The sequence below is a fragment of the Cupriavidus metallidurans CH34 genome (genome assembly GCF_000196015.1).
Lineage (GTDB): Bacteria > Pseudomonadota > Gammaproteobacteria > Burkholderiales > Burkholderiaceae > Cupriavidus > Cupriavidus metallidurans.
On sequence record NC_007974.2, the window covers coordinates 638,116 to 664,478 of the forward strand.

28 protein-coding genes and 1 pseudogene are annotated in these 26,363 nt (G+C 63.8%); 13 read left to right on the plus strand and 16 right to left on the minus strand.

Going from position 1 to position 26,363, the window contains the following annotated elements; all coding sequences use genetic code 11:
• Positions 1 to 16: 16 nt before the first annotated feature.
• On the minus strand, positions 17 to 910 hold the full coding sequence (locus tag RMET_RS21045; RefSeq protein WP_008644346.1) for a LysR family transcriptional regulator: 894 nt from the start codon (positions 908 to 910) through the stop codon (positions 17 to 19).
• A gap of 112 nt (positions 911 to 1,022) precedes the next feature.
• Between RMET_RS21045 and RMET_RS21050 the strand changes: the two genes are divergently transcribed.
• The 5 genes from RMET_RS21050 to RMET_RS21070 all read left to right on the plus strand — a co-directional run bounded on the left by RMET_RS21050 (position 1,023) and on the right by RMET_RS21070 (position 6,130).
• On the plus strand, positions 1,023 to 2,198 hold the full coding sequence (locus tag RMET_RS21050) for a CaiB/BaiF CoA transferase family protein (protein WP_011518565.1): 1,176 nt from the start codon (positions 1,023 to 1,025) through the stop codon (positions 2,196 to 2,198).
• Between the two features lie 35 nt (positions 2,199 to 2,233).
• Positions 2,234 to 2,695 (plus strand): MaoC family dehydratase, encoded by a 462-nt coding sequence (locus tag RMET_RS21055; RefSeq protein WP_008644344.1) that lies wholly within the window; start codon positions 2,234 to 2,236, stop codon positions 2,693 to 2,695.
• 58 nt (positions 2,696 to 2,753) lie between these two features.
• Positions 2,754 to 3,752, plus strand: coding sequence for a Bug family tripartite tricarboxylate transporter substrate binding protein (locus RMET_RS21060; protein WP_011518566.1), 999 nt, complete (start codon positions 2,754 to 2,756; stop codon positions 3,750 to 3,752).
• A 42-nt stretch (positions 3,753 to 3,794) separates the two neighbouring features.
• On the plus strand, positions 3,795 to 4,955 hold the full coding sequence (locus RMET_RS21065; RefSeq protein WP_011518567.1) for an acyl-CoA dehydrogenase family protein: 1,161 nt from the start codon (positions 3,795 to 3,797) through the stop codon (positions 4,953 to 4,955).
• Positions 4,956 to 5,134: 179 nt separating this feature from the next.
• Complete coding sequence (locus RMET_RS21070; RefSeq protein ID WP_011518568.1) at positions 5,135 to 6,130, plus strand: acyl-CoA dehydrogenase family protein; 996 nt, start codon at positions 5,135 to 5,137, stop codon at positions 6,128 to 6,130.
• A gap of 62 nt (positions 6,131 to 6,192) precedes the next feature.
• Here RMET_RS21070 and RMET_RS21075 read toward each other — a convergent pair whose 3' ends face one another.
• From RMET_RS21075 to RMET_RS21115, 10 genes and pseudogenes are all read right to left on the minus strand, one after another.
• Positions 6,193 to 6,987, minus strand: a complete 795-nt coding sequence (locus tag RMET_RS21075) for an SDR family NAD(P)-dependent oxidoreductase (protein WP_008644332.1) — start codon at positions 6,985 to 6,987, stop codon at positions 6,193 to 6,195.
• A 189-nt stretch (positions 6,988 to 7,176) separates the two neighbouring features.
• On the minus strand, positions 7,177 to 8,475 hold the full coding sequence (locus RMET_RS21080; RefSeq protein ID WP_029309350.1) for a TAXI family TRAP transporter solute-binding subunit: 1,299 nt from the start codon (positions 8,473 to 8,475) through the stop codon (positions 7,177 to 7,179).
• Between the two features lie 245 nt (positions 8,476 to 8,720).
• Positions 8,721 to 8,852 carry an MFS transporter small subunit gene (locus tag RMET_RS21085; protein ID WP_011518570.1) on the minus strand — a complete coding sequence of 44 codons (132 nt, stop codon included), beginning with the start codon at positions 8,850 to 8,852 and terminating at the stop codon, positions 8,721 to 8,723.
• Positions 8,853 to 8,873: 21 nt separating this feature from the next.
• The gene (locus RMET_RS21090; protein ID WP_011518571.1) at positions 8,874 to 10,301 is read right to left on the minus strand and encodes an L-lactate MFS transporter; all 1,428 of its coding nucleotides are present in this window, start codon (positions 10,299 to 10,301) and stop codon (positions 8,874 to 8,876) included.
• 760 nt (positions 10,302 to 11,061) lie between these two features.
• Positions 11,062 to 11,193 (minus strand): annotated as a pseudogene (locus RMET_RS34605) (BamA/TamA family outer membrane protein); the annotation flags it as partial.
• A 495-nt stretch (positions 11,194 to 11,688) separates the two neighbouring features.
• Positions 11,689 to 11,904, minus strand: coding sequence for a hypothetical protein (locus RMET_RS21100; RefSeq protein WP_029310066.1), 216 nt, complete (start codon positions 11,902 to 11,904; stop codon positions 11,689 to 11,691).
• Between the two features lie 167 nt (positions 11,905 to 12,071).
• The gene (locus RMET_RS33655; protein WP_017511282.1) at positions 12,072 to 12,215 is read right to left on the minus strand and encodes a hypothetical protein; all 144 of its coding nucleotides are present in this window, start codon (positions 12,213 to 12,215) and stop codon (positions 12,072 to 12,074) included.
• A complete protein-coding gene (locus tag RMET_RS32620) occupies positions 12,212 to 12,661 on the minus strand; it encodes a hypothetical protein (RefSeq protein ID WP_011518576.1) in 450 nt (149 codons plus the stop codon). Before RMET_RS32620 ends, RMET_RS33655 begins: the two co-directional genes overlap by 4 nt.
• Positions 12,662 to 12,838: 177 nt before the next feature.
• Positions 12,839 to 13,132, minus strand: coding sequence for a GYD domain-containing protein (locus RMET_RS21110; protein WP_008644323.1), 294 nt, complete (start codon positions 13,130 to 13,132; stop codon positions 12,839 to 12,841).
• Between the two features lie 95 nt (positions 13,133 to 13,227).
• Positions 13,228 to 13,503, minus strand: coding sequence for a hypothetical protein (locus tag RMET_RS21115; RefSeq protein ID WP_141192919.1), 276 nt, complete (start codon positions 13,501 to 13,503; stop codon positions 13,228 to 13,230).
• Between the two features lie 111 nt (positions 13,504 to 13,614).
• On the opposite strand from RMET_RS21115, the gene RMET_RS21120 reads away from it, so the two are divergent.
• The 3 genes from RMET_RS21120 to RMET_RS21130 all read left to right on the plus strand — a co-directional run bounded on the left by RMET_RS21120 (position 13,615) and on the right by RMET_RS21130 (position 17,354).
• A complete protein-coding gene (locus RMET_RS21120) occupies positions 13,615 to 15,075 on the plus strand; it encodes an alkaline phosphatase (RefSeq protein ID WP_011518578.1) in 1,461 nt (486 codons plus the stop codon).
• A gap of 35 nt (positions 15,076 to 15,110) precedes the next feature.
• On the plus strand, positions 15,111 to 16,514 hold the full coding sequence (locus RMET_RS21125) for an alkaline phosphatase (RefSeq protein WP_011518579.1): 1,404 nt from the start codon (positions 15,111 to 15,113) through the stop codon (positions 16,512 to 16,514).
• Positions 16,515 to 16,613: 99 nt separating this feature from the next.
• Positions 16,614 to 17,354 carry a hypothetical protein gene (locus RMET_RS21130; RefSeq protein WP_080710375.1) on the plus strand — a complete coding sequence of 247 codons (741 nt, stop codon included), beginning with the start codon at positions 16,614 to 16,616 and terminating at the stop codon, positions 17,352 to 17,354.
• Positions 17,355 to 17,414: 60 nt separating this feature from the next.
• Here RMET_RS21130 and RMET_RS21135 read toward each other — a convergent pair whose 3' ends face one another.
• From RMET_RS21135 to RMET_RS21150, 4 genes are all read right to left on the minus strand, one after another.
• Positions 17,415 to 18,017, minus strand: coding sequence for a PqiC family protein (locus tag RMET_RS21135; protein ID WP_029310064.1), 603 nt, complete (start codon positions 18,015 to 18,017; stop codon positions 17,415 to 17,417).
• Complete coding sequence (locus RMET_RS21140; RefSeq protein WP_011518582.1) at positions 18,014 to 19,540, minus strand: PqiB family protein; 1,527 nt, start codon at positions 19,538 to 19,540, stop codon at positions 18,014 to 18,016. Before RMET_RS21140 ends, RMET_RS21135 begins: the two co-directional genes overlap by 4 nt.
• Positions 19,541 to 19,643: 103 nt before the next feature.
• Positions 19,644 to 20,915: a paraquat-inducible protein A gene (locus RMET_RS21145; protein ID WP_011518583.1), complete on the minus strand. Its 1,272-nt coding sequence runs from the start codon at positions 20,913 to 20,915 to the stop codon at positions 19,644 to 19,646.
• Positions 20,916 to 21,174: 259 nt separating this feature from the next.
• A complete protein-coding gene (locus RMET_RS21150; protein ID WP_011518584.1) occupies positions 21,175 to 21,588 on the minus strand; it encodes a MerR family transcriptional regulator in 414 nt (137 codons plus the stop codon).
• A 95-nt stretch (positions 21,589 to 21,683) separates the two neighbouring features.
• Here RMET_RS21150 and RMET_RS21155 point away from each other — a divergent pair, with 95 nt between their 5' ends.
• Positions 21,684 to 22,919 carry an NADH:flavin oxidoreductase/NADH oxidase family protein gene (locus RMET_RS21155; protein WP_029310062.1) on the plus strand — a complete coding sequence of 412 codons (1,236 nt, stop codon included), beginning with the start codon at positions 21,684 to 21,686 and terminating at the stop codon, positions 22,917 to 22,919.
• A gap of 28 nt (positions 22,920 to 22,947) precedes the next feature.
• Here RMET_RS21155 and RMET_RS21160 read toward each other — a convergent pair whose 3' ends face one another.
• Entirely contained in the window at positions 22,948 to 23,865 is a 918-nt protein-coding gene (locus RMET_RS21160) for a LysR substrate-binding domain-containing protein (protein ID WP_011518586.1), read from the minus strand.
• A gap of 180 nt (positions 23,866 to 24,045) precedes the next feature.
• Here RMET_RS21160 and RMET_RS21165 point away from each other — a divergent pair, with 180 nt between their 5' ends.
• The 4 genes from RMET_RS21165 to wrbA all read left to right on the plus strand — a co-directional run bounded on the left by RMET_RS21165 (position 24,046) and on the right by wrbA (position 26,323).
• Positions 24,046 to 24,744 carry a pirin family protein gene (locus RMET_RS21165; protein ID WP_011518587.1) on the plus strand — a complete coding sequence of 233 codons (699 nt, stop codon included), beginning with the start codon at positions 24,046 to 24,048 and terminating at the stop codon, positions 24,742 to 24,744.
• A gap of 52 nt (positions 24,745 to 24,796) precedes the next feature.
• Positions 24,797 to 25,219 (plus strand): DoxX family protein, encoded by a 423-nt coding sequence (locus tag RMET_RS21170; RefSeq protein WP_011518588.1) that lies wholly within the window; start codon positions 24,797 to 24,799, stop codon positions 25,217 to 25,219.
• Positions 25,220 to 25,269: 50 nt separating this feature from the next.
• On the plus strand, positions 25,270 to 25,635 hold the full coding sequence (locus tag RMET_RS21175; RefSeq protein WP_011518589.1) for a nuclear transport factor 2 family protein: 366 nt from the start codon (positions 25,270 to 25,272) through the stop codon (positions 25,633 to 25,635).
• Positions 25,636 to 25,723: 88 nt separating this feature from the next.
• Positions 25,724 to 26,323, plus strand: a complete 600-nt coding sequence (gene wrbA / locus RMET_RS21180) for an NAD(P)H:quinone oxidoreductase (RefSeq protein WP_011518590.1) — start codon at positions 25,724 to 25,726, stop codon at positions 26,321 to 26,323.
• The last annotated feature ends 40 nt before the right edge of the window (positions 26,324 to 26,363 follow it).

The following is a 26,363-nucleotide window of genomic DNA, read 5'->3' on the forward strand; positions in this document are numbered from 1 at the left end:
CCTTCTGCCGCCGCGCCTAGTCGCCTGCGATTCGCTGCGCTGCAGCGATAAAGCGCTGCACATGGCGATCGTCGGTGTCCTGCTGCGTGGCCAGGGCGATGCCGATACGTGCCGCCGGGCGTGGGCTGGACAGGCGCAGAAAGCGCACGCGCCGATTCGTGTAACGCGCCGCCACGCCAGGCACCAGCGCGACGCCCAATCCGCTTTCCACCAGACTGACGATGGTCTGCACCTGCACCGCTTCCTGCGCGATGCGCGGCACAAAACCGGCCTGCTGGCACAGCAGCATCGCCACGGCCTGCAGGTTCGGCACATCGGCACGGGGATGCATGATGAAGGGCTCGTCGGCCAGTGCCTTCAACGCGATGCTCTCCTGCTCGGCAAAGCGCCCGTCGGCCGGCACGGCCGCCACGAACGCGTCGGACTCGAGCGGGGTCAACGTGTAAGGGCCGCTGTTGAGGATGGGAAAGCGTACGAGTCCGGCGTCGAGCTGGCCGTGTTCGATGCGGTCCAGAATCGCGGCCGACGTGGATTCGTGAAGGATCAGGTCGATGCCAGGGTGTGCCGAGCGGAAGGCCGGGATGAGACGGGGAAGCAACGCATAGGTGGCGGAGCCGACAAAACCGATACGCAGCGCGCCGCGTTCCCCAAGCGCCGCAGACACCGCTGCGGCCCGCGCCTGGCCGGCATGGAACAGGGCCCGGCGCGCATCGTTGAGCGCCGCTTCGCCCGCCTGGGTGAGCCGCACGCCGCGCGTGGTGCGTACAAACAGCGGCGTGCCCAGTGATTCCTCCAGCTTGCGGATCGAAATCGACAACGGGGGTTGCGCCATGTGCAGGCGCTCGGCGGCGCGGTGGAAGTTGCCGGTTTCGGCCAGCACGACGAATTGCTGGAGCTGACGTAGATCCATGATGATATCCAGTGAATATCGGTTGCTAAAAATCTAATATTAGACGCAATGGGGCTGGCTGCCTTAATCTTGGCCGATCAATACATCGAATCAATACAACAGGAGACACGGTATGCTGCCTCTGTCCGGCATCCGCGTGGTGGATCTGTCGACCGTGGTGATGGGTCCTTACGCCAGCCAGTGGTTGGCCGATCTTGGCGCGGAAGTCATCAAGGTGGAGACACCCGAAGGTGACTCCACGCGCCGAACCGGCCCGGCGACCGAAGACGGCATGTCCGCGATCTTCCTGGGCGTGAACCGCAGCAAGAAGAGCGTGGTGCTGAACCTGAAGCGCCCGGAGGCGCAGGCGGCGCTGCACCGGCTGCTGGCGTCAGCCGATGTCTTCGTCCACAGCATGCGGCCGCAGAAGCTGGCGAAGCTGGACCTCGATCCTGCCAGCGTCATGGCGCGTCATCCGCAACTAATCTTCGTGAGCCTGCTCGGTTTCGCCGAGGACGGCCCGTACGGTGGCCGTCCCGCGTATGACGACATCATCCAGGGCCTGTGCGGCAATGCGGCGCTGATGGCCGCGCAGACCGGCACCGTGCGTTACTTCCCGACCATCTCGGCGGACAAGACCAGTGGTCTGGTGGCCGCGCTGTCGATCTCGGCCGCGATTGCGGGCCGTGAGCGGCAAGGCGGAAAGGGCTCGATGGTCGAAGTGCCGATGTTCGAATCGATGGTGGCCTTCAATATGGTCGAGCATCTGTACGGGCAGCACTTCGAGCCGCCGCGTGGGCCGTCCGGCTATCCGCGCGTGCTGGCGCCGCTGCGCCGGCCATACCAGACCGCGGACGGCTACGTCTGCATGATGCCGTACACCGACGCGCACTGGCGTGACTTCTTCCAGGCGTCGGGGCGCGAGGACCTGGTTGCCGATGCGCGTTTCACCGATATCGCCGCCCGCACGCGCCATATCGAAACGCTCTATGAAATCACTGGCGAACTCGTGCGCGCGCGCAGCACCGCGGACTGGCTGGCTATCTGCGAGCGGCTGCAGATTCCGGTGGCCCGCGTGAACGACCTTCACGAACTCGTTGACGATCCGCACCTGCGCGCGACCGGCTTCTTCGACCAGATCGAAGATCCGTCGATGGGCACGCTGCGCTTTCCCGGCGCGCCAGTGCGCTTCGATGGCGAACGCGCGCGCGCGGCCGTGCCGCCCAGGCTTGGCGAGCATACGCGCGAGATCCTTGCCGCCGCAGGACTTGGCGACGACGAGATCGACCGGTTGCAATCGAATCAGTAGGCCTGCATCCATCACCGAATTCCCGAGGAGACACCATGACGACTTCACAACCGCAACGCCTGGGCCAGGGCTTCTACTGGCAGGACATCCGCGAAGGGCAGGTTTTCGAGACCTTCAGCCGTACCGTTACCGAGACTGATCTGGTCAACTTCATCTCGGTCACCGGGATGCTCGAAGCGATCTTTATCGAAGAAGGTTACGAGGCCGGCGCCATCAAGGGGCGTCCGGTGCCCGCCGCGCTGACGTACTCGCTGATCGAGGGCTTCATCCTGCAGACGATGATCCAGGGTACCGGGCTGGCGATGCTCGAGCTGACGCAGAAGATCCTCGGCCCGGTGGTGGTGGGCGACACGATCCACGCCAGGATCACCGTGACTGGCATTCGTCCGACGTCGAAGAGCGGCCGCGCCGTGGTGGATTCGTCGATCGAGGTGTTCAACCAGCGTAACGAGCTGGTCATGACGTACACGGCGCGACGCCTGCTGGCGGGCCGCTGATCCGGTGGCGTAGCCGCTTTCGCCGTACTTGCCGTACTTTCTGGAGGAGACAACCATCATGCCGACACAGAGCAAAAAAGCCGGGCATTCCATTCGTTCGATTCTGCTTGCCGGCTGCGCCTTCGCGCTGACGGCTGCTGTCGCGCCGGCCATGGCGGGCGAGTTTCCGGATCATCCGATCCGGCTCGTCGTGCCGTTCCCGCCCGGCGGACCTACCGATCTGGTGTCGCGCGTGATTGCGCGGAAGATGTCCGAGGAGATCGGGCAACAGGTCATCGTCGACAACCGGCCTGGCGCCAACGGCAATATCGCCGGCGAGATGGTGGCCAAGTCGCCGGCCGACGGCTACACGGTGCTGTACAACACGTCGTCGATCGCGTTGAGCCCGGCGCTGTACAAGAAGCTGCCGTATGACGTGAAGCGTGACTTCGCGCCGGTGGCGATGACCGCGATGGTGCCGCTCGTGCTGGAAGTCAACGCGCAGGTGCCGGTGCGCACCGTGCCGGAGTTCGTTGCCTGGCTGAAGGCCAATCCGGGCAAGATGACCTATGGTTCGGCGGGCAACGGCAACGTCACGCATCTGGCGGCGTTCCTGTTCCTGCAGGCCAACGGGCTCGATGCCACCCACGCGCCGTACAAAGGCAGCGCGCCGGCACTGACCGATCTGGCCAGCGGGCAGGTGCAGTTCATGACCGACACCATCAACTCGTCGCTGCCGTTTATCCGCGACAAGCGGATGCGCGCGCTAGCCGTCACTAGCAGCGCGCGCAGTTCGCAACTCCCGGACGTGCCGACGCTGGCCGAATCTGGCATGCATGGGTTCGAAGTGGGCGCGTGGCAGGGCATGATGGTGCCCGCGAAGACCTCGCCGGAGATCATCAAGAAGCTCAACAGCGCGGCGCTGAAGGCGCTTGCGGCGCCCGATGTGCGTGCCAGCCTGGCGCAGCAGGGCGCGGAGGTGCGGGCGTCGAGCCCGGAGGCCTATGCGAAGTATGTGGCGTCGGAAATCGACCGTTGGCACAAAGTGGTCAAGGACACCGGCGTGACGCTGGATTGAAGAGGCATCAGGCGCTCACCGGGCGCTTACGGAGGTACCGTTTTGAGTTCACTGTTTGGCGCGTTCTCGCTGACATCCCTGCCGCCTGAGGCGTTGGCGTTCCGGCGCGAGGTGAAGGCATTCCTGGCCGAGCATCTGCCGGATCTTCCCGCCGATGTTCGCGCGCGATCGTGGATGGGATTCGACGCCGCGTTCAGCCGCGCGCTTGCGCAGCGTGGGTGGGTCGGCGTCACGCTGCCGGCGCGGTTCGGTGGCGCGGGGCTCGATGCGTTCTCGCGTTTCGTGCTGGTGGAGGAACTGCTTGCCTGCGGCGCGCCGGTTTCCGCGCACTGGATTGCCGATCGCCAGAGTGGCCCGTTGATCCTGCGCTACGGCAGCGATGCGCAACGCGAGTTCTATCTGCCGCGTATCTGCCGGGGCGAGGCCTTCTTCTGCATTGGCATGAGCGAGCCCAATTCGGGGTCCGATCTGGCCAGCGTGGCCACGCGTGCGGTGCCACAGCCAGGTGGCGGCTGGCGCCTGAACGGCCGCAAGATCTGGACGACCAACGCGGATCGCTGCCACTACATGCTCGCGCTGGTGCGAACGTCTGGCGAGGCCGGAGACCGGCAGAAGGGGTTGTCGCAGGTGATTGTCGACCTGTCTCTGCCGGGCGTGACGGTTCGGCCGATTCATGATCTGGCCGGTGATGCCCATTTCTCGGAGGTCAGCTTCGAGGACGTGCTGCTGCCCGCCGATGCGCTGATCGGCAACGAAGGCGCGGGCTGGGAACAGGTCAACGCGGAACTGGCATTCGAGCGCAGCGGCCCCGAGCGGCTGTACTCCAGCGTGGTGTTGCTCGATGCCTGGGTGGCTGCGCTCCGTCGCCTGCCTGCGGTGCGCCGCGATGCAGTCACAATCGGCGGGATCGTCGGCCGGCTGGCCACGCTACGGGCGATGTCCGTGGCCGTGACCGCGCGGCTGGCTGCCGGAGAAAGCCCGTTGGTGGAGGCAGCATTGGTCAAGGATCTCGGCACCGGACTGGAGCAGTCGATCGGCGCGTTGGCCGAAGCGGCGCTGGGCGATGACCCGGAGCTGGCGATGGACGCGGAGCTCTATCGCACCGCTGCCTATGTCAGTCAGATTTCGCCGACCTATTCGCTGCGCGGTGGTACGCGAGAGATCCTCCGGGGCATGATCGCCCGCGGCCTGGGCCTTCGCTAAGAGGCGCTATCAAAAAGATTCTGGCGTCGTTGCGCGGCCTTGGGCAGTCCACTTGTACTGTCTGCGGCCGCGCGTCTAGCCAGAACCGCTTCGCTTCAATTTGATAGCGCCTCTAAGGGACACAGGGATGCAGGGACGCTAGTGATGCTGCGGGACGCTTAAGGGATTAAGGAAGCACCATGTACAACGAATACTCGGAAGCACTGGAAGTGCTACTGCGCGATCACTGCACGCCCGCTGTCGTGCGACAGATCGAGTCCGGCGGCAGTGGCGCGGATCTCTGGCGCTTGCTCGATGAAAGCGGCTTCGCGGACAGCTTGCTGCCGGAAGCCGGGTTGAGCCTGGCGGACGTCGCGCCGATGCTGTTCGTGATGGGCCGGCATGTGCTCCCGGTGCCGTTGGCGCAGACGATGTTTGCGCGGGCCGTGCTGCGGATGGCGGGCGTCGAGGTGCCGGAGGGGCGGGAGGGGCCGGAAGGGTCTATTGCGCTGGCCGATCTCGATGGTGCGCAACGCACGCATGTGCCGTGCGGCGCCACAGCAACGTGGTTTCTGGTGCAGGACGGCGCCCAGGCGGCGCTCGTCCATCGCGATGCCGTGGCGCTTTCGCCCACTGGCGTGCGGGATGACCTGACGCTGTCGCTCGGGGAAATTGGCATGCAACGTTTCCCGCAGCGCTTCCCATTGCCGGCAGGGCTGTTGCGTTCGGTGGGCGCGTGCCTGCACGCAGTGCAAATGGCAGGTGCGATGTCGAGCGTGTTCGACTTGACGCTGCAATACGCCAATGACCGGGTGCAGTTCGGTCGCAACATCGGCAAGTTCCAGGCGATCCAGCATCAGATCAGCGTGATGGCGGAGCAGGTGGCGGCGGTGCGCATGGCGGCACAGATCGCTTGCGCGGCCGATGGCTGGCAACCTGACCGGCTGCGCGCGGCCATCGGAAAGTTCAATGCGAGTGATGCAGTGACGGCCGTGACGTCGATCGCTCACGCGGTGCATGGCGCGATTGGTGTGACGGCGGAATACGACCTGCAGCTCTATACGCGCCGGCTGCACGCGTGGCGGCTGGCGGATGGGTCGGAGCGGTACTGGGCGCGCGAACTTGGCGAGGCGACCTGTGAGGCCGATGGCCTGACCGTGGACCTGATACGCGAGTGGAGCGGCGAGGCAGCGTAGTCGCAGGGACGGCCACGGCCCTCTCCACGCGGGAGCGGGCCGTCGTCGATCCTTGGTGTGCGTTACACGATCGTGTCGACCACACCGCCGTCAACGCGCAGGGCCGCCCCGGTGGTGGCGGACGCCTGTGGCGAGCAGACGTAGACGATCATGTTGGCCACTTCCTCGACACTGGCCGCGCGCTGGATGATCGACGTGCTGCGGTGTGCCTTGACGAACTCGGCCGCCACTTCCTCGGCGCTTTTGCCGGATTTCGCGATTTCATCCTTGAGCATGGCCGTCACGCCTTCGGATAGCGTCGGGCCGGGCAGCACGGCGTTCACCGTGACGCCGGTGCCCGCCATCCGCTTGGCCAGACCGCGCGAGACCGCCAACTGCGCGGTCTTGGTGAAGCCGTAGTGGATCATCTCGACCGGAATGTTGATGCCAGACTCAGACGCGATAAACACGATGCGGCCCCATTTGCGCTCGGCCATGCCTTTGGCATAGGCGCGCGAGAGGCGTACGCCGGACAGCACGTTGACGTCGAAAAAGCGTGTCCAGTCGCTGTCCGGAATATCGAAGAAATCCTTCGGCTCGAAGATGCCGAGGTTGTTGACGAGGATGTCGACAGCCGGGTGGGTCTTGACGAGGGTGTCGCAGACGGCAGCGTCGGTCAGGTCGCCTGCGAATCCGGTGGCCTGGGCGGTGGGATAGGATTTCTTCAGCGACGCCAGCGCGTTATCGACCGAGGCCTGGCTACGGCCGTTGACGATCACGTGGGCGCCGGACTCGGCCAGACCGCGCGCCGTGGCAAAGCCGATGCCGGCGGTGGAACCGGTGACGAGGGCGGTCTTGCCCGACAGATCGATGTTCATGGCGACTCCATTTCGTTGGAAGGTGAGCCCTTGGCCGCTACGGCAGGGCAACCCGTCAAGTGTATGAAGCCGCCGGCGAACTGCAAGCCGGGCCTGTGGAATGCTGCGTTCCGCTCGTGAAAGGGGACGGAAGCCCCCCGGGGCCAGGCGAGCCACCGGCGGGTGACGTGGCCAGCCCTTGTCTGCCGGCTATTCCTTCACCGTCCCGGCCACGTGCAGAATCCGGTTCCGCACCACGGCGATAGCCTGCTTGAGGGCGTAGACATCCTGAAAATAGCGCTGCGGCATCCGTATCTGACTGGCGTGCGCATCGATCTGCTCGATTTCCTCGCGCCACTGCGCAATCTGGTGCCGCGTCGGCCGCTCGCTTTTCCAGATTTCATCTTCCAGCGCCTTGATCTCCCGATACCAGACCACGAGCCGGCCTTTGATCCGCGACTCCGCGAAACGCGGCAGGGCCTGCAACAGGCCCAATAGCAGGGCCATGAAGGGGAGCAGGATCAGCAGCCGTCTTTCGACAAAGCTGGCCAGCCAGAAGGGCAGGTATCGCTGCAGGAAAGGACGCCCCGACTTGAAGAAGCGCGTGCTTTCCTCCGAAACGGGAAATTCATTGGTGTTCAGGTTGGGAAACGTGCCAAGCGGCGTGAAGTAGTCTTCGCCGCCGTGGACGGTCTTGGCGGCTTCCAGCAGTAGATACACCAATGCAGGGTGCATGGTGTCCTTGGATACGAGCAGGGCCTTGGCGGCCAGCAGCGTGACGTCGGCCTGCGGCAGATCGTTGACGATGCTGGTCGAGGCACGCGGGAATACGATCTTGGAGAGCGACGGGAATTTCTGTACCAGCGCATCGGCCTGGGCGAAGCTCATCAGTTTCAGGTCGCTGTTCAATAGCGTCTGCTGCATCTCCGCATCCGGCCTGCCGATGAAGAACGCGGCGTCCAACTGCCCATCCTTGAGGCCCTGGTAGGCCGCGTTGGCGTCCATTTGCAGCAGCGTGGTATTGGAAGCGGTAATGCCGCTATGCGCGAGCAGGATTCGGGAGACCTCGAGCAGCCCGCTGCCCGGAACGCCAATGGAGACTTTCTTCCCTTGCAGTTCGGATAGCCGATCCATCTTGGCAGCGCCGCGATAGAACACCCAGATCGGTTCATAGGCGACGGCGGCAATGGTCTGCAGCCCGTCGGTATCGCTCGGGCTGACCGTGCCCGATTGGATGAACCCCACCTCGTACGCACTATCCGGATTCTTCAGCCGCTCGTAGTTCTCGATCGAACCGGACGAACTGCGAATCTCGAGCTTGATGCCATCGCGTTTCAGGATGGTCGCGTAGCGATCCGCGAAACCTTGATAGATGCCCTTGTCCGCACCGGTCGTGATGATGATCGTATGCTGGATGGCGGGCCGGATGACAGCTACCAGTGACCAGCCCAGTGCGACCAGCAGCAGGATGCCTCCAGCAATAAGGAGGCGCCGGCGGCCCGCCGACATGGGCGGATTCTGGCTGCGGCGAAGCGCCGGATCGCGCCTAGACATTGGTCACCCGATAACAGAAAGAAAGTACTCCCGCTGCAGCAACGCCGAGTATCGCTGATGACATGGCGAGTTTTGTAATTTTTGGATTTTCTACGATACCAGATTGTTGTATCGCGGCTCAAACGACCTCACTCGGCAGCTCGATCAGGGAGCAAGAAAAAAGGCCGCATGAATGCGGCCTTCTCTTCGTGCGATGCCGCTCAGTGGAAGAGCTTCATTGCCTGGGTGATCGTGTTGGATACGCCCCAGACCAGCGGGACCAGCACATACAGCCAGAAGATGGCCAGCAGGCCTTTGCTGGTGGGTTGGGCTTTCACTTGTGAGTTGTCCATGTGCATCTCTTCGTCGGGCGGTCAGTGGGCGGCGCTGGCATTGCCGGCAAGGCTGGATACATCGGCTTCGCTCATGTGGTGCCTGTCGCTGACGCGCGCCACCAGCAGATTGCAGATGAAGCCGACCACGAGCAGGGCCGCCATGATGTGCAGCGTCATCGTGTACGCGTCGGCGCCGGTCACGCCGTGCGCTACCTGGTACTCGCGGATGTAGTTCACGAGCACCGGGCCGGCAATACCCGCAGCGGCCCAGGCCGTCAGCAGGCGACCGTGGATGCCGCCCACGAAGGCGGTGCCGAACATGTCGGCCAGATAAGCCGGGATCGTGGCGAAGCCGCCACCGTACATCGACATGATCACGCAGTAGGCCAGCACGAACAGCGCGATGTTGCCGCTTGCGCCAAGCTGTGGCACCAGCCAGTACAGGACAGCGCCCAGGGCGAAGAATACGAAGTAGGTGTTCTTGCGGCCGATCCAGTCAGAGGACGAAGCCCAGAAAAAGCGGCCGCCCATATTGAACAGAGACAGCAGGCCCACGAAGCCGGCTGCGGCGGCGGCGGTCACGCTGCCCTTGAAGCTCTCCTGAATCATCAGCGACGCCTGACCCAGCACGCCGATGCCGGCCGTCACGTTCAGGAACAGCACCAGCCACAGCAGGTAGAACTGAGACGTCTTCAGAGCCTGGTCGATGTGCACGTGGTTACGCGTGATCATCTTGCTGGCGGTGGTGGGCGGGGTCCAGCCGGCCGGCTTCCAGCCCGGGGCGGGCACGCGGATGGCCAGCGAGCCGATCAGCATCGACACGAAGTAGCCGATGCCCATGACCACGAAAGTCTGGGCCACACCGACCGACGTAGCGCTCTTGAAGGTGTTCATCAGCGCCACGGACAGCGGTGCGGCGATCATCGCGCCGCCGCCGAAGCCCATGATCGCCATGCCGGTGGCCATGCCGCGACGGTCCGGGAACCAGCGAATCAGCGTGGACACGGGCGATACATAGCCCAGGCCCAGTCCGATGCCGCCCAGCACGCCGTAACCGAGATAGAGCAGGGCGATCTGGTGCGTGTAGATACCCAGCGCGGAGACCAGGAACCCGCTGCCAAAGCAGCAGGCGGCGGTGAACATCGTCAGTCGTGGACCCACGCGCTCGAGCCATTTGCCGGCGAATGCAGCGGAAATGCCAAGGAAGAAGATCGCCAGCGAGAAAATCCAGCCAAGCGTGGTCAGTTTCCAGTCATCGGGCGCTGACTCGGTAATGCCGATTACCCTCGATAGCGGTACGTTGAATACCGAGAATGCATAGGCCTGGCCGATGCAAAGGTGAACCGCCAGCGCGGCGGGCGGGACCATCCAGCGGGAAAATCCCGGCTTGGCGTAGGTCGCTTCCTTGGAAAAGAACGGGGCCGGGCCATAGGCCGGGCTGCTGCCTTCATTCATCACACTGCTCATCGAGCGTTCTCCAGACGAGGGTCCTGGGCAACCGTTCCGCTTGCAGCATGGCGCGCCGGCGGGTCTGGGTGGCCCAGCCGGTTGACCCGTCACGCCGCGGTCGGATTACCCCCAGATGTGTCGACGCACCGGGCTTTGGACATGGTTATGGCCCGGACTGGTCGACGCTTGCTACCACACTACAAATCGGAAATGAGATTGGGCTGCGGGTAATGGCGCAGCAGCAACTGGCGCGAGCGAGTGCCGGCGGATCCGGCAGTCGGCGTGGCGAGAGACGCGAGGCGTCCCGGCATGAAATGGCTCATTATTTTTCCGTCGGGGGCGAGCAGTCATTGTTCTGACCAACAATGACTACCGTGGAAAATGTTATGTGCGCTGAACCTTAGCTGTGTCGATCGCTGACTTCAATAGGTTTTCGAGGACATATTCCCGCACCAACGGCGCTTTCGACGTGATGCATGAAAATCGTCGGTGCGACACGATATTTACCGTGTGATTTTTGCGACAGCGTTGAATAATGTGTGGACGGCACATGCCATCATAGATGCCCTATTGATAGGACAAATTGTCACGAATGCGTCATGCACGACGCCTACGATCTGTGCCGTGGCGGTTTTCCTCTGCCATGGAAGGACAAGCCGGTCACCAGCAATGGGTGCAAACGGGCGACAAGTGGGTGTCGCACGGACCGGCGAATTGACACGCCGCGGCCGCCCAATGGTCGCGGCATTTTTTTGCGCCCGAGAAGGTCAGTCAAACGTCAGAAGGCTTCGTTGATCTGGAAGTAGGCGCCCTTCGTCTGGCGACCGACGCCGACATCGAATCGGACATTGACCCGCGGCTTGAACTCGAAGAGGTAGCCCACGCCGCCATTCGGCAGCCAGTGGGCCGACGTCAGCCCGCCGGGGTTGCCGGCGATGGCGCCAGTGGCGAGCTAGAACATCATGCCTTGCCGGCCCACGATGTGCCAGCGGTATTTCACCTCTCCAGCAGTAAGCCGGCACTGCGGTTGATTGTCCAGATCGCGCCGACGGATCTGCTCCAGGCCCCCGTGACCTGCTCGTCCATCTGGTAGTTCAGGAAGGCAGTCTGGCCGCTGCCGCCGCCCGCGGTCCAACCGTGGGCGGCAAGCGGCAGGCAGCCGATTCGTCCGCCGCGTAGTCCCATCGCGTACGCATTCCCTTGGGCCGGTCAAGATGCACGATCTTTACCGAATGCCGCCCTGGATCGAAGTGAATGTTCTCGATAGGCGACATGAGGAAATCCAGATCCCAATCCGAACCCGACGGCGCAGCGACCATGCACTCAGGCCGCAGCCTGAGGCGCGAAGCGGATTGGCGTTCGCATCGCCGCAGATGGGCGATGGACTAGGGCTGATCGCTGTAGGTCAGCTCGACTGCGCAGGAGTGGTAGCGGTGGCCGGAGTGGCCGAAACCTTCGGCGTGCTGGCCGCGGCCGAGTCGCAGGCCGGGCGGGTGAGTTGCTGTCGCTGCCGGGCCTCGGCGCGACCGCGCTCGATCACGGCAAAGTCGGGGCCGGCAATGGCTGACAGCGAAGCAAGGAGGGAGGCTGCGCCACACAGGGCGAGCAGGGCGGACTTCATCAGAAAACTCCGACGGGTGGGAAAAACTATGCCCAGAATGATCCGCTCCTTCCGTCATAGTGTCCAAGACCGGATCGTTATTCGAGCGATAGGCTGGGCCAATAGTTGGCGATGAGGCCAGCTATTGCGCAGAGGGCCAGCCCAGGTACTGCCGCTACTTCTGGTGCCTACGACCGGAACATGATTTGTGCGACGACCACAAGGACCATGAAGTACACGAATAGCAGTCCGCAGAGCGAAAACGCCACCGTGCAGAGCGTGTCCATCGCCCGATTGGGGTCTGAAAATCGTTCTTTCAGCCAGTTGTTCATATCAATCTCCAGAAGTCAGACGACGCAAGCGCGCCGAGAGGAATCAATGCAAAGCCAATTGCAGACAGTGAGGTAATGCCGAGCGAGGCCAGCAGGACCCTGTTATGCCCGCGCCGGGGTACTCCCGATGCATATCCGTCCGTGTGGGGTAGAACTGCGCCACACGCGGCGAACAGGCTTGCCAGCACAAGCAGGAGCGTCATGCCGCCGTTCAGATACCCCTGGAATATGGCATTCACCCTCGCACTTGGTGGACAGGGTTCTGCCAGCTCATACAGCGCGGAGGTGCAGAAGCCGATCGCAGCCCAGCAGAGCTGCCCGTTCCTGACAACACTAACTAAGGCCAGCTGGGCGGAGGGGATGGCAAGCGGGAAGGCCTTCATGCAGATCAGCGAGATCATCGGCGCCAGCACAGGCAGGGCGACGGTGACGAGAAACCATCCCACCTTGAACCTCCTTGTCCTCTGATTGGTTTCAGAGAGTCTAAGAAGGCATGCGCGTTACGGCGAGTAAACTTGTGTTTCCAATTTCGCCAAGCGCATTACATTTGTTGTCGCGATGCATCGGCGGCGGTGTTCGCCAACGATGACCGTGGCAAACACCGCCTCGGAGCACCGCGCGGCTCAGCGCATCTTGCCGAGGATGGCCTGCATCTCGGTGGCGTCGAATGCCCGAAGCGTCTGGGTGTGAACGTTGCCAAGCGCGCCGACGCTCAGCCCGAACGCCGTCACCACGGTGTCATCCTGCGCCTCCAGCGTCAGCACGACGTCGTATTTGCCCAGTGTCCAGAACACATCCTTCACTTGCACGCCAAGTTGCGCGCCCAATTCACGCACGGCGGCGGCGCGTTTGGTCGTTTCCTTGACAGTGCGGATGCCCTGATCGGTGAAGCTTGCCAGCACGATGTAGCGGGTCATGGTGAGTCTCCGGCAACAAGTGGATGGGCGCCGTCGGCGCCGTGCCGGGTGTGGGCGTGACCCCCATCCGGCCGGGAGAGCGTGTGGACGGTGGTTCAGGGATTCGGCGCGAGTTCGCGCGGCGCTTCGTCGTTCACCCGAAGACGATGGCGGTGACGACGCTCGCCGGGAAATTCGGCGAAACAGCCTGAGCAATGCCGAAAGCACGCAAATTGCGAACCACCGGCGACCGGATGCGGTTCGTAGTCATTCCGTGCCCATTTCGGCGAATGCGATCCCGTGGTGTGGCGCGAGGTGTTGCAGAAATGAAGCGCCTTCCGCGCCGCAACCCGGCCTGTTGCCATCGCCATGTAACGGATGCGCTGCAACATGGCTGCCATTCTGGGTCAGCCAAGAATGTCTTTCATAAGAATCAAGTAGTAATCTTCCTGCCACATTTCTCATGCATCCTCCAGTCCGTCTCAAACAGGGAGGACACCATAATGAGAAGGATTTCCGTACTCGCGGCAGCCGCCATGTCGGTCGCCCTCGCGGCCTGCGGCGGCGATGACAACAATGGCAACAACGCCGGCACGACGCCGCCGATCGAGCAGCCACAAGGCGGCACCACGCCGACCAAGAACGTCGTATTTTTCCTCGGCGACGGCATGGGCATGACGACGTTGACCGCCGCGCGTATCTACAAGGTGGGCGAGGAAGGCGATCTGACGATCGACACGATGCCGGAAAGCGGCTTCGTCCGTACGTATTCGAACGACGCCCAGGTCACGGACAGCGCCCCGTCGATGGCCGCCTACATGACCGGCGTGAAAATGAACAACGAAGTCATCTCGATGACTCCGGAAACGAGCGCCGTGGACGCCAACGGCAAGGCCTATGTGTCGGGCGCTGACAGCACCTGCCCGGCGACGGGCAACGGCAAGAGCGTGCCGACGCTGCTCGAGCAGATGAAGGCTGCCGGCTACGGCACGGGCGTGGTCACTACCACGCGCATCACGCACGCCACGCCGGCGGCCACCTACGCCCACATCTGCCACCGCGACGGCGAGAACGCCATCGCAGCGCAACTGGTACCGAAGGGCGCCGGCTTCAACGGCGCGCTGACCGATGGCGTCGACGTGATCTTCGGCGGCGGCCGCCAGCACTTCCTGGCCACGACCGCAGGCGGCAAGCGTACCGATGGCCGCGATCTGGTCGGCGAGTTCAAGACGGCCGGCTATAGCTACGCTGCCAGCAAGTCGGACTTCGACAAGATCACGGCCAGCTCTGCCAAGGTGGTGGGTCTGTTCAACGCGAGCCACATGGATTACGACCTCGATCGCGATCCGGCGAAGGAGCCGAGCCTGGCAGAAATGACCGGCAAGGCCATCGACGTGCTGGCTGCCAAGAAGAAGGGCTTCTTCCTGATGGTGGAAGGCGGTCGTATCGACCACGCGCTGCACGAGACCACCGCCCGCAAGGCACTGCAGGACACCGCCGCGTTCGACGACGCGATCAAGGCTGCCATCGACAAGCTCAACGTAATCGACCCGGGCCTGAAGAACACGCTGATCGTCGTCACCGCCGACCATGACCACACCCTGGTCCTGAACGGCTACGCCAAGCGCACGGGCAAGACCAGCGATGCCAACCCCGGCGTGCTGGGTCTGGTCAAGGACTACGTGACTGGCTCTGCCAAGCTCGATTCGACCGGCAACCCGTTCTCGATCATCGGCTTCGGCAATGGCGAGAACCGTCCGGCCACGCGTACCGCGCTGACCGATGTGCAGGTCTTCGACAAGACCTATCACCAGGAAGCGGTGATTCCGATGCCCGCGGGTGGTGAAACCCACGGTGGCACCGATGTGTTCATCGGCGCCATGGGCAACGGGGCCACCAGCTTCACCGGTGTGATGGACAACATCGAGGTGTTCGGCCTGATCAAGAAGGCAATCGGACTCTGAGCCAACCCGCCATCACCGCACAACGGAATATCGACATGAAAATCACTACCCGTATCGGAATGCTGGCGGCCGCGGCGGCCAGCGCTTGCCTGACGATGCCCGCGGCGCAAGCCGCTGGCGAGGCCAAGAACGTCATCTTCTTCCTGGGCGACGGCATGGGCCCCGCCACCGTTACCGCATCGCGTATCTACAAGTACGGCGAGTCGGGCAAGCTGACGATGGAATCGCTGAAGCGCACCGCGCGCATCAAGACGTTCTCCAACGACGCGCAAACCACCGACAGCGCACCGTCGATGGCTGCCTACATGACCGGCGTGAAGATGAACAACGAGGTCATCTCGATGTCTCCGGACACGAAGGCGACCGCGCCGGGCACAGACGTCAACGGCAACAAGACCATCAACAACTGCCTGCCGACCAACGGTACTTCGGTGCCGACGCTGCTGGAACTGGCCAAGGCGCGCGGCAAGGCAACCGGCGCTATCACCACGACCGAGCTGACGCACGCCACGCCGGCCGCCACGTACTCCCACATCTGCCATCGCGATGCGCAGTACGACATCGCCGCGCAAGCGGTGCCGGGTGGCGCGGGTTTCAATACGGCGCTGGGTGACGGTGTCGACGTGCTGATGGGCGGCGGACGCAACCACTGGACGCCGTTTGACGCCACGGCCAACAAGAAGGGTCGTGCCGATGGCCGCAATCTGCTGACGGAGTTTGCCGCCAAGGGCTACGCCGTGGCCGCCACGCGCGACCAGATGATGCAGGCCAGCGGCAACAAGCTGATTGGTCTGTTCAGCACGACGAGCCATCTCGAGTACGAGATCGACCGCGTGGCGGGCAAGGGCGAAGGCGCTACCCAGCCGAGCCTGGCCGACATGACCGCCAAGGCGATCGAGCTGCTGTCGAAGAATGGCAATGGCTACTTCCTGATGGTCGAGGGTGGCCGTATCGACCACGCGCTGCACGGCACCAACGCCAAGCGTGCGCTGGAAGACACCATCGCCTTCGACGACGCCATCAAGCGCGCGCTTTCGATGGTTGATCTGTCGAACACGATCATCGTGGTCACCGCCGACCACGATCACACGATGACGATCAACGGCTACTCGCACCGCGGCAACCCGATCCTGGCCACGGCCACCGACTACAAGACCAAGAAGACCGCCCTGGCGGCCGACGGTCTGCCCTACACGACGCTGGTGTTCGGCAACGGTGGCACCCCGCGCAAGGCTACCCGCGACAACCCGTCGCTGGTGGACACCACCGCCAATGACTATCTGCAGGAAGTTGGCGTGAACCTGGGTTCCCCGGGTGCCGAAACGCACGGTGGCGGCGATGTGATGCTGTTCTCCACCGGCCCCGGCAGCGCGCCGTTGAAGGGCACCCTCGACAACACCAAGGTGTTCGGTGTGGTCAAGTCGGCCCTGGGTCTCTGATCCTCGTCGTACCCGACACGGGCGCTTCGCGTGCCCGTGCCATGACGCACGCCGGTTCGCCGGCGTGCGCTTTCCACTTTCAGCACGGCAATGATCAACATGAAGCAAGCCAGCATGAAACAAGCCGGCGTGAAGCAGGCAATCGGCCAGTTCGTTCTGCTGGCTCTCGGCATATGCGCCTCGTCGACGGCCCTAGCGGCCACGGCTACGGCCACCGATTCGGGTAAGCCGCTCGCGCTGCGCGTGCAGCACGAGCTGTCGGCACTCGGCAAGGATGGCGTGAAGCGTGATGTGTCGTTCGGCGAACGTGTCTATCGCAATGGTGACTCGGTCTGGATCGAGCGCGAAGTGCCGGCGAGCGTGCGCCACGCGCATGACGAGGCAGAACACGCGGCGGGCGACAAGGGACACAAGCACATGGATGTTTCGACGGCAGCGCGCTGGATCGAACGCAAGCCCAACGGCGAACTCAATGTGCGGCTCGTCAGCGACCAGATGCGCAAGACATTCGAGGTGCGCCAGGGTGACTACGGTAATATCGGCTTCGATGGCTCCTGGGCTGCGGCGAGCCATCTGCTCGACCCCGCCTTGCTCAAGACGATGAAGGCTAACGGCCCCGTACGCGACGGCGTGCAGGAATACACGGCCCGCCGCGGCGACGAGCGCGTGACGGTGCAATGGGATGTGGCCGGGCAGTATCCGCGCCTGGTGCAGTCGCTCAACACAAGCGGCACACAGAAGAAGATCACGCGTGTCACGTCGGTCGCGACGCCGGCGAGCGCGCCCTGGTCTCGCACACGCGGCTACGCGCAGGGCGATTATTCCGATCTGCTGGATTGAATCGACGATTGACTCAGTGACCCGCTGACGCGCCGGACTGTGCCGGACAGCGCTGGGCGCTCAGCGGCCCGGCTGGGTGCGAATCGACGTGGCGATATCGCGGCTCACCGAGGCGAGGGCGCGGTTATGCGCTGCGATGATCGCGTCGAAGCCATCGCTGGCAACGGCCTCGCGCACCACCGAGCGCCCGGCAATCGCCGGCTGCTTCCCCGGCGGCTGGATGGTCCACAGCGCATCCATCGACACGGCGACGGCCGGCTCCGAATCCAGACTCAGGATATCCACGCGGACACGCCAGGCCGGCATTGCATTCGAACCAGTATCGAAGACAGTCACTTGATCGGACCCCAGCATGGTTCTCAGATCGGCGGCGATGACCTGGGAGATTTCGGACTTGAGCGGCTCGGCCCAGCGTGCGAATTCGTTGACCTTGACTTCATTGGCCGAGACACGTGTCACGATCTGAGGCCGATCGACCAGATCCGGGATTGTTACCGGCCCGACGACGACACGGATTGGCGTCGCGGTGGAGGCACGTTCCACGGTGTTGTCCGGATCTAGCGTGTAGAACCGCGATTTCGGCGAGCTGCAGCCGGCCAGCAGCCCGATGAGCGCCACGGATGCCACGCTTGCGGTGGCGATCGACCTTGTCATGCGTTTCATGGCTTGTCCTCCGCTTTGCCGCGTATCAGCGCTTCGGGGTGCTGCTCCAGATAGTCGGCAAGCGAGCGGAGCGCGGCGGCCGTACGGGCGAGTTCCTTCATGGCGTCCGCCGTGTTCTGCTGCAGCGCCGAGTCGGGGCCGAGCGCGGTGTTGGCGGAGTCGAGCGTGGAGCGCGCCGATGCCAGCGTGTCGCGTGCTTGCGGCACGAGCTCCGAGTCCAGCCGCGTCAATAGCGAGGTCGCGTTGCGAAGCATGTCCTTGGTGTTCTGACCGATCTGCGCAAAGGGCACGCTGTTCAGTTGCGCGACAACACGTGTCAGGGACTGCTGCAGCGACTGCAGATCGCCCTGGATGGACGGAAACTCCGGCGGGTTTTCGTTCCAGTTGATCTTGGCCTTGGGTGCGTTGGGGAAGAAATCCAGCGCGATATAAAGCTGCCCGGTCAGAAGGTTACCGTTCCGCAACTGCATTCGGAGCCCTTGGGAGACCAGGAAGTCGCCAAGCTCGCGGGGCGTTTCGGTCACCGGGCCCGCGCCCGCACCGGTGCGGTAACGCGACGTGAACCGTCCTGGGTAGAAGTTTATTTCCACCGGGATGCTGAATTTGCGCGTAACCGGATCGTAGCGTGTGTAGATGCCGGTGACCTCGCCGATCACGATGCCCCGGAACTCGATCGGAGCGCCAACGGCCAGTCCGCGCACCGTGTCCGTGAAATTGACCACGTAGTGATGTACGACGCTGTCCTGGCGCTTGAGTGCGGTGACACGGTCATGGAACAGTGCGAAGGTCGATCCTGCCGCTGCAACGGGTTGGTCCTGCGATTCGTACGGGGTCTCGAAGCCGATGCCCCCGATCAGGATCGACACCACGGACTGGGTGTTCACGCGCAAGCCACCCGTATCGAGCGACACGTCAACGCCGCTGGCGTGCCAGAAGCGTGTGCCCTGCTGCACGAACCGGTCGTACGGGGCATTCACGAACACCTTGAGCGTGACGCCACGCCCGTCGGAGTCGAGGTCGAACGCGGTGATCTGTCCCACCTGAAGGCGGCGGAAGTAGACCGGGGAGCCGACATCGAGCGAGCCCACGTCCTCGCTCTTTAGCGTGAACTCGCGGCCCGGCACGTCGCTGGTGAATGCGGGCGGCGTCTCGAGCCCGACAAAGTCGTGGCGCGTCGCCGTCGCCGTGCCGGCATCGGTGGCGATGTACGAACCGGACAGCAGTGTGCCGAGGCCGGAAACGGACCCGCCCGAGATGCGCGGCCGCACCACCCAGAAACGCGTGTTGTCGACAAGCAGGCGTCCGGCGTCCTTGGCGATCTCGGCGGTCACCACCACGCGCTTGCTATCGGGGGAAAGCGCCACCGACTTGACCAAGCCGATGTCGACGTCCTTGAACTTGATCTTGGTCTTGCCGGCCTCCAGGCCCTCGCCGGTCTTGAAGCTGACGGTGATCGTCGGTCCCTGTTCGATCACGGCCTTCACCGCGAGCCAGCCGCCGATCAGCACGGCGATGATCGGCACGAGCCATATGAGCTGCAGGCGCCAGCGCGAGCGCGATGGCGACTTGGCGACTTGGCGACGGCCTCGGGGAAGTCCGGGGTATCGGGGTCCTGGCCTGGACTGGTCATGGTTGATGCTCCGCTTCATCCCAGATCAGCCGCGGATCGAATGTCATCGCGGCGAACATGGTCAGTACCACCACCGCGCCGAAGGCGATGGCGGCGGGGCCGGCCTGGATCGTGGCCAGGGCCTTGAATTGCACCAGTGCGACGAGCACGGTGATTACGTAGATATCCAGCATCGACCAGCGGCCGACGAACTCCACCACGCGATAGATCTTCGTGCGGCGCTTCGGCGCGGAGGTGGAATGAAACTGCGTGGAGAAGGCCAGGTAGCCGAGCGCGAGGATCTTGAGCATCGGCACGGCAATGCTGGCAATGAACACCACGATCGCGAGCAGCCACGATCCTGACGTCCACAGGTATGCGACACCACTCAGGATCGTGTCGTTCTCCGCGCCGAACAGCGAGCTCGTGTACATGACGGGCAGCACGTTAGCGGGGATGTACAGCACGACGGCGGAAATCAGCAACGCCCAGGTGCGTGTCAGGCTCGCGGGTTTGCGGCTATGCAGCGTCGCGCCGCATCGCGGGCAGGCCAGCGCATGGTCGCGCGTGTGGGCGCTGGTCAGCAATCCGCAATCGTGGCACGAAAGCAGGCCACAATGCGCCGCCGTGATGGGGCCCGAAACGATTGGCGGTTCCAGGTGCGGGCGTGCGCCGCTGGTTGTGCGCACATCCGAGAATCGGACCCATAGCGAATGCGGGTCGAAGGCGGTATGGGCCCCGACCAGCACGAGCATTAGCGCGCCGAACGACCACAGCGCGACGCCGGGCACGACCGACGCGATGTGCGCGAGCTTGACCAGGGCCACCAGCAGGCCAAGGATCAGCACCTCGGTCATTCCCCAGGACTCGGCCTGATGGCAGAGCCTCAGCACCTGAGGCGCAAACCAGGGCTTGCGGCCCAGACGCAGCGGCAGCAGTACCCACAACATGCCCACCGTCTGCAGTACCGGCATCACGATGGTCGTGATCAGGACCAGGATTGCCAGCGGCCACATGCCGCCGTGAAACAGCACGCGCACTGCGCCAGCGAGTGTCGTTTGCACCAGCGTGCCGCTGACGGAGAGACCGACGATCGGATAGAGATTCGAAATGCCCAGCAGCACCAGCGCGCCGAGCGCGAGGGCCAGCGCCTGCTCCAGGCCGTCAGGGTGGTTGCGGGCAAGTTCGGCGTCGCAGCGGCAGCATCGCAGCGTGCCCTTGATGGGCACGGGCAATGCGCGCTGGAGCAGGTCGCATTCGGGGCAGGCGATCAGATCGGTGCGGGTCATGCGCCACCTCCGTGACGTGTTCGGCCTTGACGATCCTGCTTTGCCTGTTGACATCGCCGGTGCCGGAGTGGCTTCCTGGTCCTTTCCGCTTTGTACAGGCGTCAAGCCACCAGCGGCTCGTGGGAGCCACTGCAGCTAAGCCTATCAATCGACGCCTGGATCGGGTAGGGGACTTTGGTCCAGCATCGCCGGGCTACGCACGGGATATGCCCGGCGTAATCGGCGTAATTGGCGTAACCGGCGAATGAAACTGCATGAATCAGCGCCCGGAGCGCTGATCCATCTGCCCCAGCACGTGCCGCGCGTGTCCCGAGCAGTCTTCGTCGTCGGCAAGGTTCTCGATGTCGTGGGCGAGCGCGAGCAGGTCGCGCCGGGTGCCAGCCAGCCGCTGTTCCAACAATTCGATCTCGCCGGCCTTGCGCCGCAATACCTCGATCAGTTTTTCGCGCGGCCAGTCATTGAGACGGGTCGGAAGGATGGCGCGGATTTCGTCGAGCGAGAAGCCGGCGTTCTGGGCCCGCAGGATGATTTCTAGCCGTGTCAGCGTTTCCGGGGCGTACTCACGGTAGCCATTGGCCTGCCGCTGTGCCGGCTGGAGCAGACCGCTTGCCTCGTAGAACCGAATGCGCGAGGCGGCCACGCCGCTCAGGCGTGCCAGTTCTCCAATCTTCATCTGCAGTGTTCCAGGGGACTTGACATTAAAGTTGACTTTAAGCTTAGGGTTACGCAGTCGTCAACGCAATGCGCAAATGCCTGCGAACCCCAGCCATGAAACTGTTCACGCCCCTTACCCTGCCCAACGGCGCAGTCATTCCCAACCGCCTGGCCAAGGCCGCCATGGAAGAGAACATGGCCGATGCGGACCATGCGCCATCTGACGCATTGCTACGCCTCTACGAAGCCTGGGCCGCGGGAGGCGCTGGCCTGATGCTTACGGGCAATGTCATGGTCGATCACCGGGCGATGACCGGACCGAATGGCGTCGTGCTGGAGAACGACGCCCATCTGGATCGCTTCCGGCAATGGGCGCGGATCGCGCGCGCCCACGGCGCCCACGTCTGGATGCAGATCAACCACCCCGGCCGCCAGATGCCCGCCGCGCTGGGACAGACCACGCTGGCGCCGTCAGCGGTTCCGCTGGAACTGGGCGCGCTGTCCAAGCAGTTTCCTGTTCCCAGGGAGATGACCGCAGCCGACATCGACGATGTGCGCGAGCTCTTCGTCCGCAGCGCTCAGCTGGCCGAACAGAGCGGCTTCACTGGCGTGCAGATCCACGCGGCCCATGGCTATCTGCTCAGTCAGTTCCTGTCGCCGCTGGCTAACCGGCGACAGGACCAATGGGGTGGCCCGATCGAGAACCGCGCGCGCCTGCTGCTCGACATCGTACGTGCGGTGCGGCAGGCGGTGTCGCCGGCTTTCGTGGTGTCCGTCAAGCTGAACTCGGCCGATTTCCAGCGCGGGGGATTCAGCCCCGATGACGCGAAGCGCGTGGTCGAACTGCTCAATCCGCTCGGCGTCGATCTGGTGGAACTGTCGGGCGGCAGCTACGAAGCCCCGGCCATGCAAGGGCAGGCGCGGGATGGGCGCACGCTCGAGCGCGAGGCGTACTTTCTGGCCTTTGCGCGTGATATCGCAGCCATCGCGCAGATGCCGCTGATGGTCACGGGTGGTATCCGTCGCCGCGCCGTGGCCGACCAGGTGGTCGATAGCGGCATTGCGATGGTTGGCATCGCCACCGCGCTGTCCATCGATCCCAATCTGCCGCGCGATTGGTTGGCGGGCAAGAACAACGCGCCCGCGCTCCGCCCGATCACATGGAAGAACAAGGTGCTGGGTTCGCTGGCCAACATGGCCGTGGTCAAGTTCCAGCTCAAGCGGCTCAGCCAGGGACGCGGCACGCATCCACGGGTCTCCCCGCTCAGGGCACTGCTCATGCAGCAAATGGCCAACGCCTGCCAGACAAGGCGTTACAAGCGCTGGATGATGGGGCGGGAGTTGGGCTGAGGGTAAGTGAGGGTAAGGGGCAGGCCCGCTATCGCCCCTGATTCACGGCTTCGAATCCGGCGACGAGTGCATCGAGCAGATGGCGCACGGCGGGCACCATGCCGCGCCGCGTCGGAAAGATCGCGTGCACGAGCCCACTCGTCGAGGCCAGTTCGGGCAGCAGATGCAGCAGCCGGCCTGACTGCAGATCCTCTTCGATGAATTCCCTCGGCAGCATGGCCACGCCGACGCCGAACATCGCGGCGATTCTCAGGCTTGCGATATCGTCCGTTGCGAGTCGGGGGCGGTGGGCGAAAGCCTGCTCCTTTCCGCCGGCATCGACAAGATTCCAGACGTATCGCTCGTTGTTGCTGGCCATGGCAATGGTCGGCCAGTCCTGTAGCGATTCGATCGAGGCTGGCGGGGCGTGCAGCCTTGCCAGTTCCGGACTTGCGACGAGGACGAACGTGGACAAGCCCAGTTGCCGGACCGCGAGGTCGGTGTCCTCCAGTGGCGCGGGCCTGACGCGGATCGCGAAGTCCAGCCCTTCTTCGATGACGTCGACGCGGCGATTGGTGGCGTCGACCAGAACCTGCACCTGTGGGTTGTCGTGCACGTAACGAGAGATGGTCTCGGCGACGCCCGAACTGAGGAGCGCAACCGGGCAACTGATCCGCACGGTGCCCTGTGGCTGCGAGCGGGTCTGGTCGACGATCTCCTTGGCGGCCCTGGCTTCGGCCACCACCGCAAGGCAGTGCTGGTGAAAGCGTCGCCCGGTCTCCGTCAACGACAGGCTGCGGCTGGTGCGGTTCAGCAGGCGCACGCCAAGCGCCTCTTCCAGCGCGCGGATGCGCCGGCTCAGTTTCGATGTCTGCTGGCCAAGGCTACGGGCGGCGGCAGTGAAGCTGCCGCGATCCACCACTTCGGCGAACAGCCGAAGGTCATTGAGGTCCGGGATCTGATCCATGTGAGGAGGCGCTTCAGGATGATCAGATCATCCTACTGGTGGCAACGATGCTTTGCAAACTCGGATATTTCGCCGTTGTCGTTGCTTGTCTAGCATTCATCCCAACCAGAGACCACGCTAAATCGTGCGGGTCGATGGGAGAGCCGGCCGATCGCGGACGGCCTGACCGAGGGGATGGAAATGCTCGTACACCGGCGTTGGGAATCACTGGATGCAGCCGATCATGGCTGGCTCCGCGCGAAGCACCACTTCCAGGTCGATGCCGCTGGCAACCCCGCGCATCACCCGCTTGGCTCGCTGATTGTCTGGAATGACGACGAGATTGCGGTCGGTGCCGGCTTTCCGCTTCATGGGCACCGTGACATGGAGATCGTCACGTATGTCCGCCAGGGGACGCTCGAACACCGCGACACGCTGGGCTCCATCGGCACGATCCGGGCGGGAGAGGTCCAGGTGATGAGTGCGGGCCGTGGCATTCGTCACGCCGAGTCCAACCGCGGCAGCGAGCCGCTCAGGCTCTATCAGATCTGGCTGCTGCCGCGCGAACGTGGCGGTGACCCGCGATGGGAGACCCGGCCCTTTCCCGAGGCAGGCCGATTCGGACGCTTCGCGGTACTGGCCAGTGGATTCCCCGGCGACGGCGACGCGCTGCCGATCCGTGCCAATGCTCGGCTTCTCGCCGCGACGCTCGGGCCCGGCGATCGCCTCACACATTCATTTGCTCCACACAACAACGCTTACCTCGTGGTGGCTTCGGGACGTATCGCCGTGGATGGCGAGTTCGTCGGGCTACGCGATGGGGTGGCGATCACGAATGCCGCATCCATCGACGTCGCGGCGCTTGAACACTCTGAACTGGTGATGGTGGAAACCCGTTGAGAGTCACTTGATCCATCCACCTCGAAGCATTTTCGTCTGAAAGGACATGACCATGGAACACAACAAGTACTACCCGCTACTCGGCCGCATCATGCTCGGTGCGCCATTTCTCATGAGCGGTCTCGGAAAACTGGCCGCATATGGCGGCACCGTTGGCTATATTTCCGCAGTCGGCCTGCCTGTGGCACCGCTGGCGTACCTGATCGCGGTGGCGGTCGAGGTGGGCGGCGGCATGATGCTGTTGTCGGGCTATCAGGTGCGTGCGGCGTCGCTAGTGATGGCGGCATTCTGCGTGGCGACAGCCGTTTTCTTCCATCACAACTTCGCCGATCAGAATCAGATGATTCACTTCCTGAAGAACCTGATGATCGCGGGCGGCCTTTTGCAGATCGCCAGCTTTGGCGCGGGCGCATGGAGCCTGGACGCGCGTCTTGCGGGGCCGGCGTCGCACAAGACGGCGTTGCGGGCGAACTGATATCGGCGATTGCTTGGCAAGCATGACGAATTGCCTGCAGGAGGCAACCAATGCAGAACAGTATTCCAACGCTGTTGCGGCGCAATCTTGAAGAGGTCTTCGGCGAAATCGATCCGGCGCGCAGGCGCCGCGCCATCGACGACATCTTCACTGACGACAGCGTGTTCTACGATCCGAACAGCGGTATCCATCGTGGCCGCGACGCGATCGACAGGATTGCAGGTGTTATCAAGGCGTCGCATCCGGACTTCCGGTATCAGCCGATTGCCGAGCCCGAGGTGGCGGGGGACGGCGGGCGCATTCGATGGGTATCGGGGCGTCCTGGCGAAGCGCCTGCCTATGCGGGCACCGACTTCATCGTTACCAGGGACGGCCGCATTGTTGCCGTTTATCTCTTCTTCGACGAACTGCCTTGAGTCGTGGCGCGCCTGCCTCAAAAGGCTGGTGCTGCCGAATCCCTCCGGCGTTGCCGGAACCATAGAAACCTCATGAAGGAGTCTGCAAATGTCCAAGGTCCTGGTGCTGTATTACTCCACCTACGGGCACGTGGAAGCCCTGGCGGAGGCGGTCGCTGAAGGCGCTCGCGCCACCGGCGCTACCGTCGACGTCAAGCGGGTACCGGAAACGGTGCCGGCGGCGGTAGCCGAGGCCTCCCACTTCAAGGTCGACCAGAAAGCGCCGGTAGCCACGGTAGAGGATCTGGCTAACTACGACGCCATCGTGGTCGGCACACCAACGCGCTTCGGGCGCATTTCCTCGCAGATGGCGGCGTTTCTCGATCAGGCCGGTGGCCTGTGGATGCGCGGCGTGCTGAACGGCAAGGTCGGAGGCGCTTTCACGTCAACTGCCACTCAGCACGGCGGGCAGGAAGCCACGCTGTTCTCGATCATTGCCAACCTGCTGCACTTCGGCATGACCATCGTCGGTTTGCCGTACAGCCATCAAGGGCAGATGACGCTGGATGAAATCGTCGGCGGGTCGCCGTATGGCGCGACGACCATTGCTGGCGGACAAGGGCAACGTCAGCCGAGCGCCATCGAACTCGAGGGTGCGCGCCACCAGGGCGAACTGATCGCGAAGACCGCGAACAAGCTGTTCGGCTGAGGATGTGCATCGCTAGCTGAGCGGCCTGCCGGAGGCAGTC

Coding starts and splice junctions, on each gene's coding strand:
- RMET_RS21080 (WP_029309350.1), bottom strand. CDS start 8,475: ATGTCGGCGGGCCGCCGGCGCCTCCTTATTGCTGGAGGCATCCTGCTG.
- RMET_RS21055 (WP_008644344.1), top strand. CDS start 2,234: ATGACGACTTCACAACCGCAACGCCTGGGCCAGGGCTTCTACTGGCAG.
- RMET_RS33655 (WP_017511282.1), bottom strand. CDS start 12,215: ATGAACAACTGGCTGAAAGAACGATTTTCAGACCCCAATCGGGCGATG.
- RMET_RS21150 (WP_011518584.1), bottom strand. CDS start 21,588: ATGAAGATTGGAGAACTGGCACGCCTGAGCGGCGTGGCCGCCTCGCGC.
- RMET_RS21175 (WP_011518589.1), top strand. CDS start 25,270: ATGCAGAACAGTATTCCAACGCTGTTGCGGCGCAATCTTGAAGAGGTC.
- RMET_RS21160 (WP_011518586.1), bottom strand. CDS start 23,865: ATGGATCAGATCCCGGACCTCAATGACCTTCGGCTGTTCGCCGAAGTG.
- RMET_RS21165 (WP_011518587.1), top strand. CDS start 24,046: ATGCTCGTACACCGGCGTTGGGAATCACTGGATGCAGCCGATCATGGC.
- RMET_RS21170 (WP_011518588.1), top strand. CDS start 24,797: ATGGAACACAACAAGTACTACCCGCTACTCGGCCGCATCATGCTCGGT.
- RMET_RS21125 (WP_011518579.1), top strand. CDS start 15,111: ATGAAAATCACTACCCGTATCGGAATGCTGGCGGCCGCGGCGGCCAGC.
- RMET_RS21045 (WP_008644346.1), bottom strand. CDS start 910: ATGGATCTACGTCAGCTCCAGCAATTCGTCGTGCTGGCCGAAACCGGC.
- RMET_RS21100 (WP_029310066.1), bottom strand. CDS start 11,904: ATGAAGTCCGCCCTGCTCGCCCTGTGTGGCGCAGCCTCCCTCCTTGCT.
- RMET_RS21115 (WP_141192919.1), bottom strand. CDS start 13,503: ATGTTGCAGCGCATCCGTTACATGGCGATGGCAACAGGCCGGGTTGCG.
- RMET_RS21155 (WP_029310062.1), top strand. CDS start 21,684: ATGAAACTGTTCACGCCCCTTACCCTGCCCAACGGCGCAGTCATTCCC.
- RMET_RS21085 (WP_011518570.1), bottom strand. CDS start 8,852: ATGGACAACTCACAAGTGAAAGCCCAACCCACCAGCAAAGGCCTGCTG.
- wrbA (WP_011518590.1), top strand. CDS start 25,724: ATGTCCAAGGTCCTGGTGCTGTATTACTCCACCTACGGGCACGTGGAA.
- RMET_RS21060 (WP_011518566.1), top strand. CDS start 2,754: ATGCCGACACAGAGCAAAAAAGCCGGGCATTCCATTCGTTCGATTCTG.
- RMET_RS21075 (WP_008644332.1), bottom strand. CDS start 6,987: ATGAACATCGATCTGTCGGGCAAGACCGCCCTCGTCACCGGTTCCACC.
- RMET_RS21135 (WP_029310064.1), bottom strand. CDS start 18,017: ATGAAACGCATGACAAGGTCGATCGCCACCGCAAGCGTGGCATCCGTG.
- RMET_RS21070 (WP_011518568.1), top strand. CDS start 5,135: ATGTACAACGAATACTCGGAAGCACTGGAAGTGCTACTGCGCGATCAC.
- RMET_RS21120 (WP_011518578.1), top strand. CDS start 13,615: ATGAGAAGGATTTCCGTACTCGCGGCAGCCGCCATGTCGGTCGCCCTC.
- RMET_RS21050 (WP_011518565.1), top strand. CDS start 1,023: ATGCTGCCTCTGTCCGGCATCCGCGTGGTGGATCTGTCGACCGTGGTG.
- RMET_RS21130 (WP_080710375.1), top strand. CDS start 16,614: ATGAAGCAAGCCAGCATGAAACAAGCCGGCGTGAAGCAGGCAATCGGC.
- RMET_RS21110 (WP_008644323.1), bottom strand. CDS start 13,132: ATGACCCGCTACATCGTGCTGGCAAGCTTCACCGATCAGGGCATCCGC.
- RMET_RS21145 (WP_011518583.1), bottom strand. CDS start 20,915: ATGACCCGCACCGATCTGATCGCCTGCCCCGAATGCGACCTGCTCCAG.
- RMET_RS21090 (WP_011518571.1), bottom strand. CDS start 10,301: ATGAGCAGTGTGATGAATGAAGGCAGCAGCCCGGCCTATGGCCCGGCC.